Here is a 17,230-nt window from a genome sequence, read left to right as displayed (position 1 = left end):
GTACCGCGAGTCTTCTCGTCCCTTTTGGGATTTGAGGGCTTTTTTTATTTCATTGAAACAGGAGGAGCATTTATGGATTACAAGGATACGTTATTAATGCCAAAGACAGAATTTCCGATGCGCGGAAATTTACCAAATAAAGAACCAAAACGCCAAGAGGAATGGGAAGAGAAGGATATCTATCAAAAAAGCCTTCAACGCTCTAAAGGAAAACCTTTGTTTGTGTTGCATGATGGACCGCCGTATGCAAATGGTGATATCCACATTGGGCATGCGCTTAATAAAATTTTAAAGGATTTTATCACACGTTATAAATCCATGACAGGTTACTACGCCCCATATGTACCAGGTTGGGATACACACGGCCTGCCAATTGAAACAGCTCTAACAAAGAAAAAGAAGGTAAAACGTAAAGAACTTAGCATTGCGGAATTCAGACAGCTATGTGCTGACTATGCTTTAGGTCAAGTTGATAGCCAACGTACACAGTTCAAACAGCTAGGTGTTAGAGGAGATTGGGAGAACCCTTATATTACCTTAACAAAGGATTATGAAGCAGCCCAAATAAAAGTTTTTGGTGAGATGGCTAAAAAAGGATATATTTATAAAGGTCTTAAGCCTGTTTATTGGTCTCCATCCTCTGAGTCAGCACTTGCTGAAGCGGAAATTGAGTATCATGACAAGCGGTCTGCATCTATTTACGTAGGATTTGAAGTAAAGGATGGTAAAGACCTGCTTGATGGTGGAGAGAAAATTATTATTTGGACCACTACACCATGGACAATGCCGGCAAACTTAGGGATTAGTGTACATCCTGAATTAGAGTATGTTGTCGTTGCGGCAAATAATGAAAAATTTGTTCTTGCTCAAGCACTAGTGGAGACGGTAGCAGAGACACTAGAGTGGGAAAACTACGAAGTCATAAAAACATTTAAAGGACAAGAAGCTGATCGTATTGTTGCCAAACATCCTTTCTATGATAGAGATTCGCTTGTAATGCTGGGCGATCATGTTACAACGGACGCAGGTACAGGTTGTGTCCATACCGCTCCAGGGCACGGGGAAGACGACTTTTATGTTTCCCGTAGCTATGGCATTGATGCTTTATGTCCAGTTGATGAGAAGGGCGTATTTACCAATGAAGCACCAGGATTTGAAGGTCTTTTCTATGATGAAGCGAATAAAATTATCACAGAAAAGTTAGAGGAAGTAGGAGCATTATTAAAACTTACCTTTATAACACACTCTTATCCGCATGATTGGAGAACAAAAAAACCGACTATTTTCCGTGCTACATCCCAATGGTTTGCTTCCATTAAAGATTTCCGCCAGAACATTTTGGATGAGATTAAAGAAGTGAACTGGTATCCAAACTGGGGAGAAACACGCCTTTACAACATGGTCCGTGATCGTGAAGATTGGTGTATTTCCCGTCAACGTACTTGGGGAGTGCCTATTCCAGTATTTTACGCAGAAGATAACACTCCAATTATTACAGATGAAACAATTCAGCATGTTTCGGATCTCTTTAAAGAACATGGATCAAATATTTGGTTTGAATGGGATGCGAAAGATTTATTGCCGGATGGGTTTACGTCTGAAAATAGTCCGAGTGGTGTATTCACTAAAGAGACTGATATCATGGATGTTTGGTTTGATTCAGGTTCATCCCATGAAGGAGTTTTAGAAGAACGTGATGACCTTCAGCGTCCAGCAGATGTCTATCTAGAAGGTAGTGACCAATATCGTGGTTGGTTTAACTCTTCCCTATCTACTGCTGTAGCTGTGACTGGCAAATCTCCATATAAAACGGTCATCAGTCATGGATTTGTATTGGATGGTAATGGAAGGAAAATGAGTAAATCACTTGGTAATGTTATGGTACCATCTAAGGTCCAGAAACAACTCGGATCAGATATTTTACGACTATGGGTGTCTTCAGTAGATTATCAAGCAGATGTTCGTATCTCAAATGATATTTTGAAGCAAATCTCTGAAGCATACCGTAAGATCCGTAATACATTCCGCTTTATGCTAGCAAATCTTTCTGACTTTAATCCAGAAACAGATCGTGTTGCCCATAGTGATTTGGAAGAAGTGGATCAATATATGCTTCAGCGCTTGCAACGTTTGTTGAAAGATGTAAGAGGAAATTATGAGAACTATGAGTTTTCTCCAATTTTCCATCAAATTCATAATTTCTGTGCAGTTGATCTAAGCTCTTTCTATCTGGATTTTGCAAAAGATATCTTATATATTGAGTCTAGAGAAAATCACCGTCGTAGAAGCATCCAGACAGGATACTATGAGATTTTGACAACACTGGTTAAGCTGCTTACCCCAATTATTCCACATACCGCAGACGAGGTTTGGGAGTATATACCAGGAACAAATGAGGAAAGTGTTCAGCTGACAGATATTCCAGAGGTAACAGATAATCAATTAGCTGAGCTATCTGAGAAATGGGATCACTTTATGAAGGTTAGAGATGATGTGTTAAAAGCATTAGAGGAAGCTCGGAATGATAAAGTAATTGGAAAATCGCTTGAGGCGAAGATCACCATTGTTCCAAAAGATCAGGAAACAAAAGATGTGTTAGAAGCACTGGCTCCACTACATCAGTACTTGATTGTTTCTGAAGCAGTCGTGCAAGAAAACGCAGAGAATACGAAAACATATAAATACGTGGATGTTGCCGTTGAAGCACATCCTGGTGAAAAATGTGAACGTTGCTGGGTAGCGTCCGAAACAGTGGGCGAAGACAAGGAGCATCCGACACTTTGCACACGTTGTGCAGATGTGGTTAAGGAACATTATACTGCATAAGTTTTTCATACTCCTCTTAGTACTAAGGGGAGTATTTTTTTGAGATAAGAATGTATAATATGTTAAGCCTAAAATTGTGGCCCCGGAAAAGCCGGGTCATGCTATAGTTAAACCAGTTTGAGCCATTTTAGTCGGCATTCCTTTGATCGAGAGTTTGTGCTTTGGTCCATGAGTACTGAATTGAAAATTTCTTCATTTACGTTTAATATAAAAAGGACACATATTGGAGAATCGGAGGAACAAGAATGTACATATACTATATTATTTCGCTTATCGTGATCGGTATAGACCAATTGACCAAATGGCTGGTTGTTAAAAATATGGATTACGGCGAAGAAATAACGATTATCGATCAGTTTTTTTCGCTAACCTCCCATCGTAATACAGGTGCCGCGTGGGGTATATTAGAAGGTCAAATGATTTTCTTTTATATTATTACGCTTGTTGTTGTAATTGGCATTATCGTATACATGCAACGTTACGCAAAGGGAAATATTGGGTTGGCAATCGCGTTAAGTCTTCTTTTAGGTGGGGCAATTGGGAATTTTATTGATCGATTGTTTCGTAAGGAAGTTGTCGATTTTTTTGATTTTGTTATCTTTGGCTATGATTTCCCGATATTTAATATAGCTGACTCGGCTCTTGTAGTTGGTGTGTTTTGCATTATTATTGCTACAATAATGGATGAGTTAAAGAAAGGAAAAGGTAAAAAATGAGTTTATTTCAGCATGAGGTAATAGCTTCTGAAGCAAGTACACGATTGGACAAGCTGCTTTCAGAAATTAATCCGGATAGCTCCAGGTCCCAAGTCCAGTCATGGATTAGTAAGGGACTTGTTAAGGTCAATGGCCAAGAGTCAAAGGCGAACTACAAGTGTCAAGAAGGAGATATGCTAGATTGGTCTATACCAGAGCCTGAGGCATTAAAGATCCTTCCAGAAAACATACCATTGGATATTGTGTATGAAGATCAAGATTTATTAGTAATAAATAAGGAGAAGGGCATGGTTGTTCACCCTTCAGCAGGGCACCAAACGGGAACAATGGTGAATGCACTTCTTTACCATTGTCAGGACCTTTCCGGTATAAATGGTGTAGAAAGACCAGGGATCGTTCATCGAATTGACAAGGATACTAGTGGTCTACTTGTAGTTGCTAAAAATGATCTTGCCCATAGAAATTTATCAGAACAAATGTCAGAAAAGACAATTGAACGTAAATATGAAGCGCTCGTCCATGGGGAAATTCCTCATGAAACGGGTATGGTTGACGCTCCAATTGGAAGAGACCCTAAGGATAGGCAAAAAATGGCTGTGGTGGACAATGGAAAACCCGCGATTACGCATTTTCAAGTATTAAAAAGCTATCCAGATTATACTAGGATAGAATGCCAGCTGGAGACAGGAAGAACGCATCAAATTCGTGTACACATGAGATATATTGGCTACCCTCTTGTAGGGGATCCAAAATATGGTCCAAGAAAAACATTGGATGCAAACGGCCAAGTGTTGCATGCTAAATCGCTTGCGATTACACATCCTAAAACAGGTGAGTGGCTAAAATTCGAAGCTCCTTTACCGACCTACTTTGCAGATGTAATAGACTATATTGAGAAAATGTATTGACATGAACGGCGAACTTTGTAATAATGAACCAAATGAATAGTTGACCCTTTAAAATAGTCCAGTGAGGCTTAAAAGGATTCGGTTGTAACAAAGACATTCAGAACTGTGTCCCTTTTTCCTCATGGAGAAAGGGATTTTTCTATGGTTGGAGTGTTTAAACTTGAAGAAAAAAACTGAAATCCTAGATCAGGCGGCAATTAACCGAGCCATCACTAGAATTGCACATGAGATTTTAGAGAAAAACAAAGGCGGAGAAGAGCTCGTGCTCATTGGGGTAAAAACCCGTGGCGTTCCTCTTACCAAACGATTGCAGGAGAAAATTCTCCAAATAGAAAACATTACCGTACCTACTGGCGAACTGGATATTACACTTTATCGTGATGATCTTGATAAAGTAAGCGAAGATGAAGAGCCACAGCTTAAGGGGACGAATATTTCTGTAGATCTTTCAGGAAAAAGAGTTATTCTCCTTGACGATGTGCTATACACAGGGAGAACAGTTCGTGCAGCAATGGACGCTGTGATGGACACAGGAAGACCCTCACAAATTCAGTTAGCCGTCCTTGTTGATAGAGGGCACCGTGAGCTGCCGATCCGGGCAGACTATGTAGGCAAGAACATCCCTACTTCGGAAAAGGAAGTAATCACAGTAGAGTTACAAGAAACGGATGGTCAAGACCTTGTAACCATTTACGAAAAATAGCAGGAGGACCCTGCTTTTATAAAACCTTTAAACAGATACAGAGAGATCTGCAAGGTTGCCTTAGGAGACGTGTATACCCATAACAATACACGTATACCTCTTTGCAACTTTTGCAAAGAGGTTTTTTTATGTCTCAAAATCCTTTTCACCCTATGCTCATTATTTCGTGAAGGAGTTGTGAAAATGCAACATTTTACATCAGTAAGCCAGTTAACTAAAGAGGAAATTTACTCATTATTAGAAATGGCAGAGGCACTGAAGGAAAACCCTCTTCCTCTCTCAAAACAAATATTTGTGGCTAATCTGTTCTATGAACCAAGTACGCGAACAAAAATGAGTTTTACAGTAGCTGAGCGAAAGCTTGGAATGGAAGTACTCGATTTTCACCAAGAAAGTTCAAGTGCAACAAAGGGAGAGTCACTCTACGATACTGCAAAAACCTTTGAAGCAATTGGGGCGGATATGCTTGTGATTCGACACGCTTCGGATCAATGGATAGAAGAGCTACAGCATGGTTTATCAATTCCCATCCTTAATGCGGGGGCAGGAAAGGCAGAACATCCAACCCAGTGCATGCTTGATCTATTAACAATTTATCAGGAGTTTGGCAGTTTTCAAGGTTTGCAGATTACCATTGCAGGAGACATCAAACATAGCAGGGTCGCTAAATCAAATGCTGAGGCGCTCACAAGGCTTGGTGCGAATGTCGCATTTAGTGCTGCGCCAGAGTTTATCGATGAATCTCTTCCAATTCCCTATATCAGTATGGATGAAGCAGTACACAAAAGCGATGTGATGATGCTTTTACGTATTCAACATGAAAGACACGGTAATGAAGGGGACTATGCAGAATACCTAGAGCGCTATGGGTTAACGAAAGAACGAGAGCAACAAATGCTTTCACATGCCATTATTATGCATCCAGCACCAGTAAACAGAGGGATTGAAATAGATAGTTCCCTGGTAGAGTGCGAGAGGTCCCGCATATTTAAGCAGATGAACAATGGAGTGTATATCCGGATGGCCATTATGAAAAAAATACTTGGAGAGTGGGGAAAATTAAATGAAATTACTACTGAAAAACGCCAAAAGGCTATCGTCAGCATCTAAGGAAGAAACGTATGAGGTATTAATTATAGATAACAAAATTGCTGAAGTTGGAGAATGTTTACAAGTTACGGCGGACCAAACTATCGATTGTGAGGGAAACCTACTTCTTCCAGGTTTTATAGATGTGCATATTCACTTACGGGAGCCCGGGGGAGAGCATAAAGAAACGATTAAGACTGGTACAAAAGCAGCTGCTAGAGGAGGATTCACTACGGTCTGTGCCATGCCGAATACAAATCCTGTACCTGATGATGTACAGTCTGTGCATTCACTCTTGGAAAAGATCCAGTTAGAAGCAGAAGTGCGAGTACTTCCTTATGCTGCGATAACGAAAGGTTTGCAAGGAACAGAAATTACGGACATTTCCAAGCTGTCCCAAGAAGGAGTTTTTGCCTTCACAGACGATGGGGTAGGCATTCAGACAGCTGATTTTATGCTCCAAGCCATGAAGCAGGCAGCTGCTACTGGAAAGGCAATTGTTGCCCATTGCGAAGACAATTCCATTGTTTATGGTGGGGTAATGCATGATGGTGAAGTCAGTAAGGAATTAGGTTTACCAGGGATTCCGTCGCTAAGTGAATCCGTACAAATTGCTAGAGATGTATTACTAGCAGAAGCTGCTGGATGTCACTATCATGTTTGTCATGTGAGTACTAAAGAGTCGGTTCGTGTTATCAGAGATGCTAAAAGGGCAGGCATTCATGTAACAGCAGAAGTCACCCCACACCATCTTCTGCTAGATGAAACGGCTGTAATAGAAGATAACGCGAATTATAAAATGAATCCCCCTTTAAGAACGGTAGCTGATAAAGAGGCGTTGCTTGCGGGACTATTGGATGGAACAATAGATTTTATTGCGACAGACCATGCACCCCATGCAGAGGATGAGAAAGCAAAGGGGTTCCAAGGTGCTCCATTTGGCATTGTAGGACTCGAGACAGCATTTTCACTATTATATACCCATCTGGTCCAAACTGAAAAATGTAGCTTGCAACAATTGGTAGATTGGTTGACTGTTCGTCCAGCGGAAGTATTTAACCTACCTTATGGAAAGATATCGGAGGGGAAGACCGCAGATTTAACATTGGTTGACTTAAAAAAGCAGAAGAAAATTAATAAAATCAGCTTTTTTTCAAAAGGAAAAAATACTCCATTTCATGAATGGAAAGTACAAGGTATCCCAGTCTTAACCATCTCGGAAGGAAAGATTGCGTACAAGGAGGATGAACATGAATAAAAAGCAGCTCGTATTAGAAGATGGCACAGTATTTAACGGAGAAGGATTTGGAAGTGACCGCATGATGGTAGGCGAAATAGTCTTTAATACAGGGATGACAGGCTATCAGGAGATTATTACTGATCCATCTTATTGTGGACAGATTGTAACCATGACCTATCCGCTTGCAGGCAATTATGGAATAAATCGAGATGACTTTGAAACCGTCCATCCATTCATTCATGGATTTATCGTAAAAGAATCCAGTGAGATCCCATCCAATTTTCGTAGTGAAGAAAGCCTTGATAGCTACCTGAAGGCCCATGATATTCCTGGTGTATATGGAATTGATACGAGAAAGTTGACGAAAATAATTCGTAAACACGGGACGATGAAAGCAATTATCGCAGATCAAAGCGAAGATGTAGAAACACTGCTTGAAAAATTACATAGAAAGAAGCTACCAACAGATCAAGTGCCTAAGACTTCGACAATCAAGCCTTATGTTGTGCCAGGTAGAGGAAGAAGGATTGTTCTAGTCGATTTCGGTATGAAGCATGGCATTTTGCGTGAGCTTACAAAACGAAATTGCCATATAACAGTAGTGCCATACAACTATAGTGCTGAAAACATCCTTCGATTAAAACCAGATGGGATCATGCTGACAAATGGCCCGGGAGACCCTAAGGATGTCCCAGAAGCAATTAACATGATAGCAGAGCTTATTGGAAAGGTGCCGATCTTTGGGATTTGTCTAGGTCATCAATTACTGGCACTTGCCTGTGGAGCCGACACAGAAAAAATGAAGTTTGGACACAGGGGATCCAATCACCCAGTCAAGGACTTGGACAAAGAAAAAACCTATATAACATCACAGAATCATAGCTATGCAGTTAAAGAGGCATCACTTACAAATACGGATTTACAACTTACCCAAATTGCTTTAAATGATGGCACAGTAGAAGGGGTAAAGCATAAGCATTATCCTGCATTTTCTGTCCAATACCACCCTGAGAGCTCTCCAGGTCCAGATGATACGAATCACTTATTTGATCAGTTTATGGAGTTGATTGACGAAGCCCAGAGAAAAAACAAGGAGGAAGCATATGCCTAAAAATACAGACATCCAAAAAATACTTGTGATTGGGTCAGGTCCCATCGTAATTGGTCAAGCAGCGGAATTTGATTATTCCGGAACACAAGCTTGCCAGTCGTTGAAAGAAGAAGGATACACCGTCGTTTTAGCTAATTCCAATCCGGCCACAATTATGACAGACCATACTGTGGCGGATAAAGTATACATGGAGCCATTAACAGTAGATTTTCTAACGAAGATCATTCGGAAAGAACAGCCTGATGCCTTGCTCCCAACTTTAGGCGGTCAAACAGCATTAAATCTGGCAGTAGCGCTTGAGGAAACTGGAATACTAAAAGCCTATGGCGTTACATTATTGGGAACATCCTTAAATGCTATTCAACAGGCAGAAGACAGAGAGAAATTCCGTTCCCTTATGAAAGAGCTTGGTGAACCAGTACCAGATAGTATGATTGTAAACACGGTAGAACAAGCCTGTGGATTTGCCATAGAGATTGGCTTTCCGCTAATTGTAAGGCCAGCATATACTATGGGTGGAGCTGGTGGAGGCATGTGTTATGACATGGAAGAGTTAAAGGAAACTGCTCGAAACGGCCTCACATTATCACCAGTAAACCAATGTCTTATCGAAAAAAATATTGCTGGATATAAGGAAATTGAATACGAAGTAATGCGTGATAAAAACGACCAGGCTATCGTTGTATGTAATATGGAAAATGTTGATCCTGTGGGCATACATACTGGTGACTCTATTGTTGTAGCACCATCTCAAACACTTAGTGATCGAGAGTATCAAATGTTGCGGAATGCCTCTCTAAAAATAATACGTGCTCTGGAAATAGAGGGCGGGTGTAACGTGCAATTGGCTCTTGATCCGAACAGCTTTCATTATTTTATTATTGAAGTAAATCCGCGTGTAAGCAGATCCTCTGCACTTGCATCAAAAGCTACAGGTTATCCGATAGCGAAAGTAGCAGCAAAAATAGCAATTGGTTTAACATTAGATGAGATTGTCAACCCGGTAACAGGAAAGACGTATGCATGTTTTGAGCCAGCATTGGATTATGTCGTCACAAAAATTCCTCGGTTTCCATTTGATAAATTTGTAACAGGTGATCGAAAGCTTGGCACGCAGATGAAAGCAACTGGGGAAATCATGTCTATTGGTCGAAACTTTGAAGAATCATTACTTAAAGGGATTCGTTCGCTTGATATAGGAACAGAAGAGCTATGGCTTAGCAGTTTAACAAAAGAGAATAATGAATTTCTTATCTCAAGCCTAAAAAAAGCAAATGATGAGCGGATTTTCGTACTAGCAGAAGTACTTCGCAGGGGTATGACGATTGATGAAGTATTTGAGCATACCAAGATAGATCGTTTCTTTCTTGTGAAATTAGCTGGCTTAATTAAATTGGAACAAGAGATAGAGAATAACCAGGAGTCTATAGAGTTATTAGAAAGAGCGAAGAAGGTAGGCTTCTCTGATTCACATATTGCTCGGTTATGGAATCTGTCAGTAGATGATATTTATCAACTAAGATCTGATATTGGACTTCGCCCAGTTTATAAAATGGTGGACACCTGCGCGGCAGAATTTGAGTCTGAGACTCCGTATTTCTATAGCACCTATGAAGAAGAAAATGAATCTATCGTATCATCGCGAAAGAAAATTTTAGTACTTGGTTCAGGTCCAATTCGCATCGGACAAGGGATTGAATTTGATTACGCTACTGTCCACTCTGTATTAGCCATTAAAGAAATGGGTTATGAAGCAATTATTATGAACAATAATCCAGAAACTGTTTCAACAGATTTTAGTATTAGTGACAAGCTATACTTCGAGCCGCTTACACTTGAGGATGTCATGCATGTTATGGACTTAGAACAGCCAGAAGGAGTTATCGTACAGTTTGGGGGTCAAACGGCGATTAATTTAGCTGCAGGGCTTGAAAGAAGAGGGGTGAAAATCCTCGGAACAAACTTGGAAGCAATTGATCGAGCGGAGGACAGAGATAAATTTGAAATTTTATTAGATGAACTGGATTTGCTGCGACCAAAAGGGAAAGCTGTTAAGAAAATGGACCAGGCTCTAAATGTAGCAAGTGAAATTGGCTATCCTGTATTGGTTAGACCATCCTATGTAATTGGTGGAAGTCGGATGGAGATTGTCTATAACGAAGATGAACTAAAGGCATACCTTGCAAAAACGACAAATATGAACACAGAGCATCCTATTCTTGTAGATAAATACATTACCGGAATTGAAATTGAGGTGGATGCAATCAGCGATGGTGAAACGACCATTGTTCCTGGGATTATGGAGCATATTGAGCGTGCAGGGGTCCACTCTGGAGACTCAATCGCCGTCTATCCTCCGCAGCGGATCAGTGAAACTGTGAAGAAAAAATGTATGAAAGCTGCACAGCTTATTTCGGAGGCATTGCATGTGAAGGGTCTGATAAACATTCAGTTTATCGTGAGAAATGACGAGGTGTATGTGCTTGAAGTAAATCCACGAGCAAGCCGAACCATTCCATTCTTAAGTAAAATTACAGGAGTGACAATGGCTAATCTTGCCACAAAATGTATTCTCGGGACTAGATTGAAAGATTTAGGCTATCAATCAGGAATTATGCAAGAAAATGACTACGTTGCAGTAAAGGTACCAGTTTTCTCCTTTGAAAAGCTGCGTAGTGTAGATACGATACTAGGGCCTGAGATGAAATCAACTGGAGAAGCAATTGGGTATGACAAGACTTTGGAAAAAGCTTTATATAAAGGGTTAATTGCTTCTGGTCTAACCATTCCGCAAGAAGGGGCCGTGCTCCTAACAGTAGCAGATAAGGACAAAGAAGAAATGCTTGAAATAGCAGACCGTTTCCACGAACTTGGCTTCCAGTTGTACGCAACCAAAGGAACCGCGTCTTATGTACAGAAAGCGGGATTGCCAGTTTCTGAGGTAGCTAAAATTGGCGCTGACGAGCCTAATGTGCTTTCAATTATTGAAAATGGCGATGTACAGTTTGTTATTAATACGTTGACTTCAGGTAAGCAGCCAAGGTCTGATGGCTTTATTATTCGCCGGGAATCAGTGGAACATGGCATCGCTTGTCTCACAAACATGGATACAGCAAATGCTATTTTAAATGTTATAGATTCTACTACATTTAGCGCGACGGAAATAAAACAAAAAGAGGTTGTTTTATAATGAAAAAAGAAGAATTGATCGTAAAGAGTTCAACCAAGATCGCGTTGGAAACTTATGAAATGGTGCTAGAAAACAGCTTCATCAGCATGACAGCAAAGCCTGGTCAATTTCTTCACCTGCAAATTGATGGACATACCTTAAGGCGCCCGATTTCTATTGCGAGTGTAAATAGAGATAAAAACACTGTGACAATCTTGTTTAAGATCAATGGATCGGGCACAAAGCATTTAGCTGACTATCAAATCGGTTCTGTTATAAACGTATTAGGACCTGCAGGAAATGGATTTACGCTGGAACCTGAATCATCTACGATTCTATTAATTGGGGGAGGAATCGGCGTACCACCACTCTATAATTTAGGAAAAAAACTAGTGGATAAACATAAAAAAGTGATATCCATACTCGGATTTCAGACAAAAGACTATGTATTCTATGAACAAGAATTTAAACAGCTCGGAGAAACACATATTGTAACAAATGACGGCTCATATGGGACACAAGGATTTGTAACGGACGTAATTGGGAGCATTTCAGACTTTGATACCTATTACTCCTGTGGCCCCTTACCAATGTTGAGAGCAGTCTCAAAAGAACTATCCCATAAAAATGGTTATATCTCGCTTGAAGAAAGAATGGGCTGTGGTGTTGGGGCTTGCTTTGCTTGTGTCATACCAACAGATCACAATGGAGGCTATCGTAAAATTTGTAAAGACGGACCTGTCTTTCATCATCAGGAGGTAAATCTATGAATTCCTTACAAGTAGAATTACCTGGTCTAAGTTTAAAAAATCCAGTTATGCCCGCTTCTGGCTGCTTTGGATTCGGACGGGAGTACAGTGAATTTTATGACCTAAATAAGCTTGGGGCCATCATTATGAAGGCGGCAACCGGTGCGGCAAGGTTCGGAAATCATACGCCAAGAGTTGCAGAAACGGCTTCTGGAATGCTAAACGCCATTGGATTGCAGAACCCAGGAGTAGAGAGCATTATTGAGCACGAGGTGTCCTTTTTGCGAGATTACCAGACTCCTGTTATAGCCAACATCGCTGGTAGTTCGTTAGAGGAGTATGAGCACGTTGCGCACTCTTTTAATGAGACAGATCATGTTGCCGCACTTGAATTGAATATATCCTGCCCCAATGTAAAAGAAGGCGGAATTCAATTTGGCACAGATCCTGTTATGGCCGCGCGTGTAACAGAGCGGGTGAAACAAGCAAGTAATCTTCCGGTATACGTCAAACTTTCACCTAATGTATCGGATATTACAGCGATGGCAAAAGCAGTCGAGTCTGCAGGTGCTGATGGCTTGTCTATGATTAATACGCTAACAGGCATGCAGATTCATCTTCCTTCTCGGAAGCCTCTCCTTGCTAACAAAACAGGTGGATTATCTGGACCGGCTATTAAGCCAGTTGCGATCCGCATGATTTATGAAGTACGGCAGCACGTATCCATCCCTATAATTGGGATGGGTGGCATCACTACTGCTGAAGATGTGCTGGAATTTTTACTGGCTGGTGCCAATGCGGTTGCCATTGGGACAGCGAATTTTCAAAACCCATTCGTTTGCCCAGAAATTATTGAGGCATTACCGGAAACATTAAAACGGTACGGATTTTCATTTGTTCAAGAAGTTGTTGGAAAGGGGATACTTACATGAACCAATCTGTTTATCTAGCACTAGACTTTCCTAATTGGGAAGAAACGAAGCATTTTCTTCACACAAATCAATTAGCCGGTATCCCTGTTAAAGTCGGGATGGAACTTTTTTACAGGGAAGGTCCGAGAATCATTGAATATCTAAAACAAGATAATCATCCAATTTTCCTTGACTTAAAGTTGCATGATATTCCGACAACAGTTATGAAAGCAATGCGTAATATTGCCAAGCTTGATGTAGAAATGGTAAATGTGCATGCATTGGGAGGAGCGGAGATGATCAAGCGGGCAAAAGAAGGCTTGACTGTTGGAAACGGGGGTAAGACGAAGTTAATCGCTGTCACTATGCTAACATCGATGGACAAACAAGCAATGAATACGGAATTACATATCCTAGGAGAAGTGGATGAGAAGGTAAGTCATTTTGCGAGATTTGCTAGCAGCAATGGAGCTGACGGCGTGGTTTGTTCCGTACATGAGACAGAGAGAATAAAATCAGAATGTGGAACGTCCTTCTTAACCGTGACACCAGGCATTCGACTGGATGGAACGGAAGAGAATGACCAGAAACGAATTGCCTCACCAGAATATGCTAAGAAGCAAGGCACGGACTATATTGTCGTAGGTAGAAGTGTGACAAAAGCAGTAAATCCAAAAATGGCCTATGAGCATGTAATAAAGGAGTGGGGTAATGGTATTATCGTATGAACTGGCAAGAGATTTACTAGATATTAAAGCAGTACAAGTAAACCCATCAGATTATTTCACATGGACCTCAGGTATAAAATCACCAATTTATTGCGATAATCGACTTACGATGTCCCATCCGCAAATAAGAAGAAAAATTACCAAGGCTTTTATGGAAATGATTGATAGGATGCCAGTGAGGCCCGATGTTATTGCAGGCTGTGCAACTGCTGGTATTCCGCATGCTGCATGGCTTGCCGATAAAATGGATTTGCCAATGGTATATGTACGGTCAAAGCCTAAGGGGCATGGTAAAGGTAATCAGATCGAAGGTGCATGTACAAGCGGGGCAAAAGTTCTCGTAATTGAAGATCTAATTTCGACTGGTGGATCTTCTCTGGAAACAGCGAGGGTATTACAAGAGCAAGGAGCGGAAGTGCTTGGTGTCCATGCCATCTTTTCCTATGGATTGGACAAATCTGCACAGCTATTTGAACAAGAAAACATAAGTCTAGAAACGATAACAGGTTATGACGAGCTGTTAGATGTGATGGAAGCCGATAATCGTCTTACAAAGTCAGAGCATGAGCAGTTAATAGACTGGAGAAATAACCTTTAAGTATAACCAACCTTTAAGTATAACCAACCTGAGAATCACTATAAGCTGATTCTCAGGTTGGTTATTTTTACGAGTTAAATACAGATTCTGCACCTTTTGGATAATATTTCACTTTAGAGCAATGATGTAAATCATTTACTATGATTTTTAAAAGGGTGGCTTTCGTATTCTCGTATTTTGGTATAAGTGGGCATTCTATAATTTAGTGCATAATACCATCCATTCATCAAGGGCGAAGCTTTGGATGCGTTTTTCTTTGATTTCCATCTGGTAATGGTTCAAAACATCAGTTGCTGCTGTTAAAACAAAGCTAGATACCTTTTTTCTTGAATTTTCATCCTGTATAGTGCGATGCAGCCAATCATCAAAGGGAAGCGTCTTTTTACGTGTTTGTTCTTTCGTAATCTTTAGCTGATTCCGATGAAATATTTGCTTCCATTCAGATATCTTTAGTGAACGATGATGACTACGATCACGCAATTTTTCTAACGTATTTATAAAAATATCGAAGGAATCTGTCTCTGGTGCAATATTATCAATAATCAAAAAAGAACCACCCGGTTTAAGCACCCTTTCCACTTCTTTAACAAAGCAATTAGGGGAAGGAAAGTGATGTGCGGCTATTCGGCATACGACATGGTCAAAGCTATTATTTAAGAATGGTAAGTTTTCTGCATCTGCAATAATATAATGAATGTTATCAAAGCGTTGAAGATGTCTTGCTGCTTCTGCAAGCATCTCCTTTGTAAGATCTGTTGCATATATTTGTTCAACATATGGTGAGAGTGTTCTAGCTACATGGCCACCGCCAGTTGCAATGTCCAACACCCTGTCTTTTGTTGAAAGGGAGAGCCAATCTGGCATTGCCATTAGATCAGCCCCCTTTGCATGTGTAATGCTTTTAACATAAGCTTGTTTATTCTCAGAAAACACTTCTTGCACAAGTTTCTTCCCTTCTTTGTCCATTTCCACCACACCTTTCGTTCTTTTAATATACCTCAAAAAATGCAATAATTAAAATATTATTTTATAATTAAAAGGGATAAATAAAACTTATCGTATAGGGGATGAAACGATTGAAAATAGATGATTATGCTCTCTTACTTAAATTAAATGAAATTGGAACCATTCGGGGTACGGCAAAAGCGATCTTAATTTCACAACCAGCTGTGACACAACGGCTGAAATATATTGAAGAATACTTTGGTGGAGCTATTTTTATTCGGACACCGAAACGATTGCTTCTAACCCCTAGTGGTGAAATGATACTAGAGCATGCATTTCAGGTTGTCCATGGTGAACAGGACATAAAAAATAAGCTCGCAAGCTCTAGCAAAGAAGTTCAAGGGACTCTGTCCATTGCCTGTTCTTCTCTTATTAGTCAGCGCTTTTTGCCTTCTATTTTAGGTGAATTTACTGCCCGCTTTCCAAAAGTGGCAATAGATCTAGTGACAGGGATTAGTGAAGATATAAAAAGTCATCACAAACAATATCATGTCTGTATCATCCGTGGAGAAAAATTAAAGGAAAGTAATTGTGAGCGCCTATTCGCGGATCCGTTATATCTATTTGACTCAGAGCCCTTTCCTTCCGATGAAATTAAGGAAAGGACGCTGATTTCTTTTAAAAGTGATGATAGTATGCATGAATTAGTAGATAACTGGCTCTACCAACAAAACTCGATAAAAGCGATGAAGACCATTACAGTTGATCAGATCGAAACATGCAAACAATTAATGAAACAAGGGTTAGGGATGGCTGTTTTGCCAGAAAGCGTATCCGATTCCATGAAGGAACAGTATCCGCATCTTCCGTTAGTTTCTGAAGGAGAAGCGGTAACACGGGACACTTGGATTTGCTACCAAGAAGGGGTACGACAGCTGCCACAAGTAGATCACTTTATTAGGGCAATGTCTGGTCAAAAGTTTTTATAAATGTTTAAGAGGCGTTAATAAGAGGAACAGTAACAGTAGAACAAGAAAAAGGAGTGTTTTTAGTTATGAGCGATGTATTATTTACTTCTCGTGCAACTGCCAAAAACGGACGCGACGGACATGTTAAATCAGATGATGGTTTAATTGATGTTAATCTGGTCAACCCAGCTAAGAATAAATCGGATAAAGGCTCAAATCCAGAGCAACTTTTCGCAGCAGGATATGCGGCCTGCTATGATGGCGCACTTAACCATGTTGCCAGAGAGAAGAAAAAGAAAATCGATTCTGAAACAACTGCAGAAGTTAGCTTCTTAAAGGACCCTGAAGATGGTGGTTTCAAAATAGCAGTGAAATTAAATATCTCGATTGAAGGAGTAGGACCTGAAGAAGCGGAAGAACTAGCAGAAGCGGCACATGACTTTTGCCCATATTCAAAAGCAACAAGAGGCAATATCGATGTAGAATTAAACCCAACCGTAAAATAGAAGGTAAATGAAAAGGCTGTCGACATAATCGACAGCCTTTTCTATTCTTATTGCTACAGTAAA

15 protein-coding genes and 1 other annotated feature (1 of these 16 running past the window's edge) are annotated in these 17,230 nt (G+C 40.3%); of the genes, 14 read left to right on the top strand and 1 reads right to left on the bottom strand.

Going from position 1 to position 17,230, the window contains the following annotated elements; genetic code table 11:
* Nucleotides 1-26 (top strand) — a binding site (T-box leader); it begins 198 nt to the left of the window's first position.
* 46 nt (nt 27-72) lie between these two features.
* From ileS to pyrE, 12 genes are all read left to right on the top strand, one after another.
* Nucleotides 73-2,826, top strand: a complete 2,754-nt coding sequence (ileS, locus tag AC6CHS_RS04150) for an isoleucine--tRNA ligase (RefSeq protein WP_498234294.1) — start codon at nt 73-75, stop codon at nt 2,824-2,826.
* Nucleotides 2,827-3,071: 245 nt separating this feature from the next.
* Nucleotides 3,072-3,542, top strand: a complete 471-nt coding sequence (gene lspA / locus AC6CHS_RS04145) for a signal peptidase II (protein WP_498234292.1) — start codon at nt 3,072-3,074, stop codon at nt 3,540-3,542.
* Nucleotides 3,539-4,450 carry an RluA family pseudouridine synthase gene (locus AC6CHS_RS04140; protein ID WP_498234290.1) on the top strand — a complete coding sequence of 304 codons (912 nt, stop codon included), beginning with the start codon at nt 3,539-3,541 and terminating at the stop codon, nt 4,448-4,450. The genes lspA and AC6CHS_RS04140 overlap by 4 nt, the downstream gene beginning before the upstream one ends.
* Nucleotides 4,451-4,610: 160 nt before the next feature.
* Complete coding sequence (gene pyrR / locus AC6CHS_RS04135) at nt 4,611-5,153, top strand: bifunctional pyr operon transcriptional regulator/uracil phosphoribosyltransferase PyrR (RefSeq protein ID WP_498234288.1); 543 nt, start codon at nt 4,611-4,613, stop codon at nt 5,151-5,153.
* 183 nt (nt 5,154-5,336) lie between these two features.
* Entirely contained in the window at nt 5,337-6,263 is a 927-nt protein-coding gene (locus tag AC6CHS_RS04130; RefSeq protein WP_498234286.1) for an aspartate carbamoyltransferase catalytic subunit, read from the top strand.
* Nucleotides 6,217-7,500: a dihydroorotase gene (pyrC, locus tag AC6CHS_RS04125; RefSeq protein WP_498234284.1), complete on the top strand. Its 1,284-nt coding sequence runs from the start codon at nt 6,217-6,219 to the stop codon at nt 7,498-7,500. Before AC6CHS_RS04130 ends, pyrC begins: the two co-directional genes overlap by 47 nt.
* A complete protein-coding gene (locus AC6CHS_RS04120) occupies nt 7,493-8,593 on the top strand; it encodes a carbamoyl phosphate synthase small subunit (RefSeq protein WP_498234282.1) in 1,101 nt (366 codons plus the stop codon). Before pyrC ends, AC6CHS_RS04120 begins: the two co-directional genes overlap by 8 nt.
* Nucleotides 8,586-11,783, top strand: coding sequence for a carbamoyl-phosphate synthase large subunit (carB, locus tag AC6CHS_RS04115; protein WP_498234281.1), 3,198 nt, complete (start codon nt 8,586-8,588; stop codon nt 11,781-11,783). The genes AC6CHS_RS04120 and carB overlap by 8 nt, the downstream gene beginning before the upstream one ends.
* Entirely contained in the window at nt 11,780-12,532 is a 753-nt protein-coding gene (locus tag AC6CHS_RS04110) for a dihydroorotate dehydrogenase electron transfer subunit (protein ID WP_498234560.1), read from the top strand. The genes carB and AC6CHS_RS04110 overlap by 4 nt, the downstream gene beginning before the upstream one ends.
* Nucleotides 12,529-13,443, top strand: coding sequence for a dihydroorotate dehydrogenase (locus tag AC6CHS_RS04105; protein ID WP_498234279.1), 915 nt, complete (start codon nt 12,529-12,531; stop codon nt 13,441-13,443). The genes AC6CHS_RS04110 and AC6CHS_RS04105 overlap by 4 nt, the downstream gene beginning before the upstream one ends.
* Nucleotides 13,440-14,150: an orotidine-5'-phosphate decarboxylase gene (gene pyrF / locus AC6CHS_RS04100; RefSeq protein WP_498234278.1), complete on the top strand. Its 711-nt coding sequence runs from the start codon at nt 13,440-13,442 to the stop codon at nt 14,148-14,150. Before AC6CHS_RS04105 ends, pyrF begins: the two co-directional genes overlap by 4 nt.
* A complete protein-coding gene (gene pyrE / locus AC6CHS_RS04095; RefSeq protein ID WP_498234277.1) occupies nt 14,134-14,748 on the top strand; it encodes an orotate phosphoribosyltransferase in 615 nt (204 codons plus the stop codon). The genes pyrF and pyrE overlap by 17 nt, the downstream gene beginning before the upstream one ends.
* 195 nt (nt 14,749-14,943) lie before the next feature.
* Here the strand turns inward: pyrE and AC6CHS_RS04090 are convergent, their stop codons facing one another.
* Nucleotides 14,944-15,714, bottom strand: a complete 771-nt coding sequence (locus tag AC6CHS_RS04090) for a class I SAM-dependent methyltransferase (RefSeq protein WP_498234276.1) — start codon at nt 15,712-15,714, stop codon at nt 14,944-14,946.
* Between the two features lie 110 nt (nt 15,715-15,824).
* Between AC6CHS_RS04090 and AC6CHS_RS04085 the strand changes: the two genes are divergently transcribed.
* Both AC6CHS_RS04085 and AC6CHS_RS04080 read left to right on the top strand, forming a co-directional pair.
* The gene (locus tag AC6CHS_RS04085) at nt 15,825-16,682 is read left to right on the top strand and encodes a LysR family transcriptional regulator (protein ID WP_498234274.1); all 858 of its coding nucleotides are present in this window, start codon (nt 15,825-15,827) and stop codon (nt 16,680-16,682) included.
* Between the two features lie 65 nt (nt 16,683-16,747).
* The gene (locus tag AC6CHS_RS04080; RefSeq protein WP_036573171.1) at nt 16,748-17,167 is read left to right on the top strand and encodes an organic hydroperoxide resistance protein; all 420 of its coding nucleotides are present in this window, start codon (nt 16,748-16,750) and stop codon (nt 17,165-17,167) included.
* The last annotated feature ends 63 nt before the right edge of the window (nt 17,168-17,230 follow it).

It is taken from the genome of Oceanobacillus sp. GQ8 (assembly GCF_059758495.1).
This window is presented reverse-complemented; position numbering and strand designations above follow the sequence as displayed.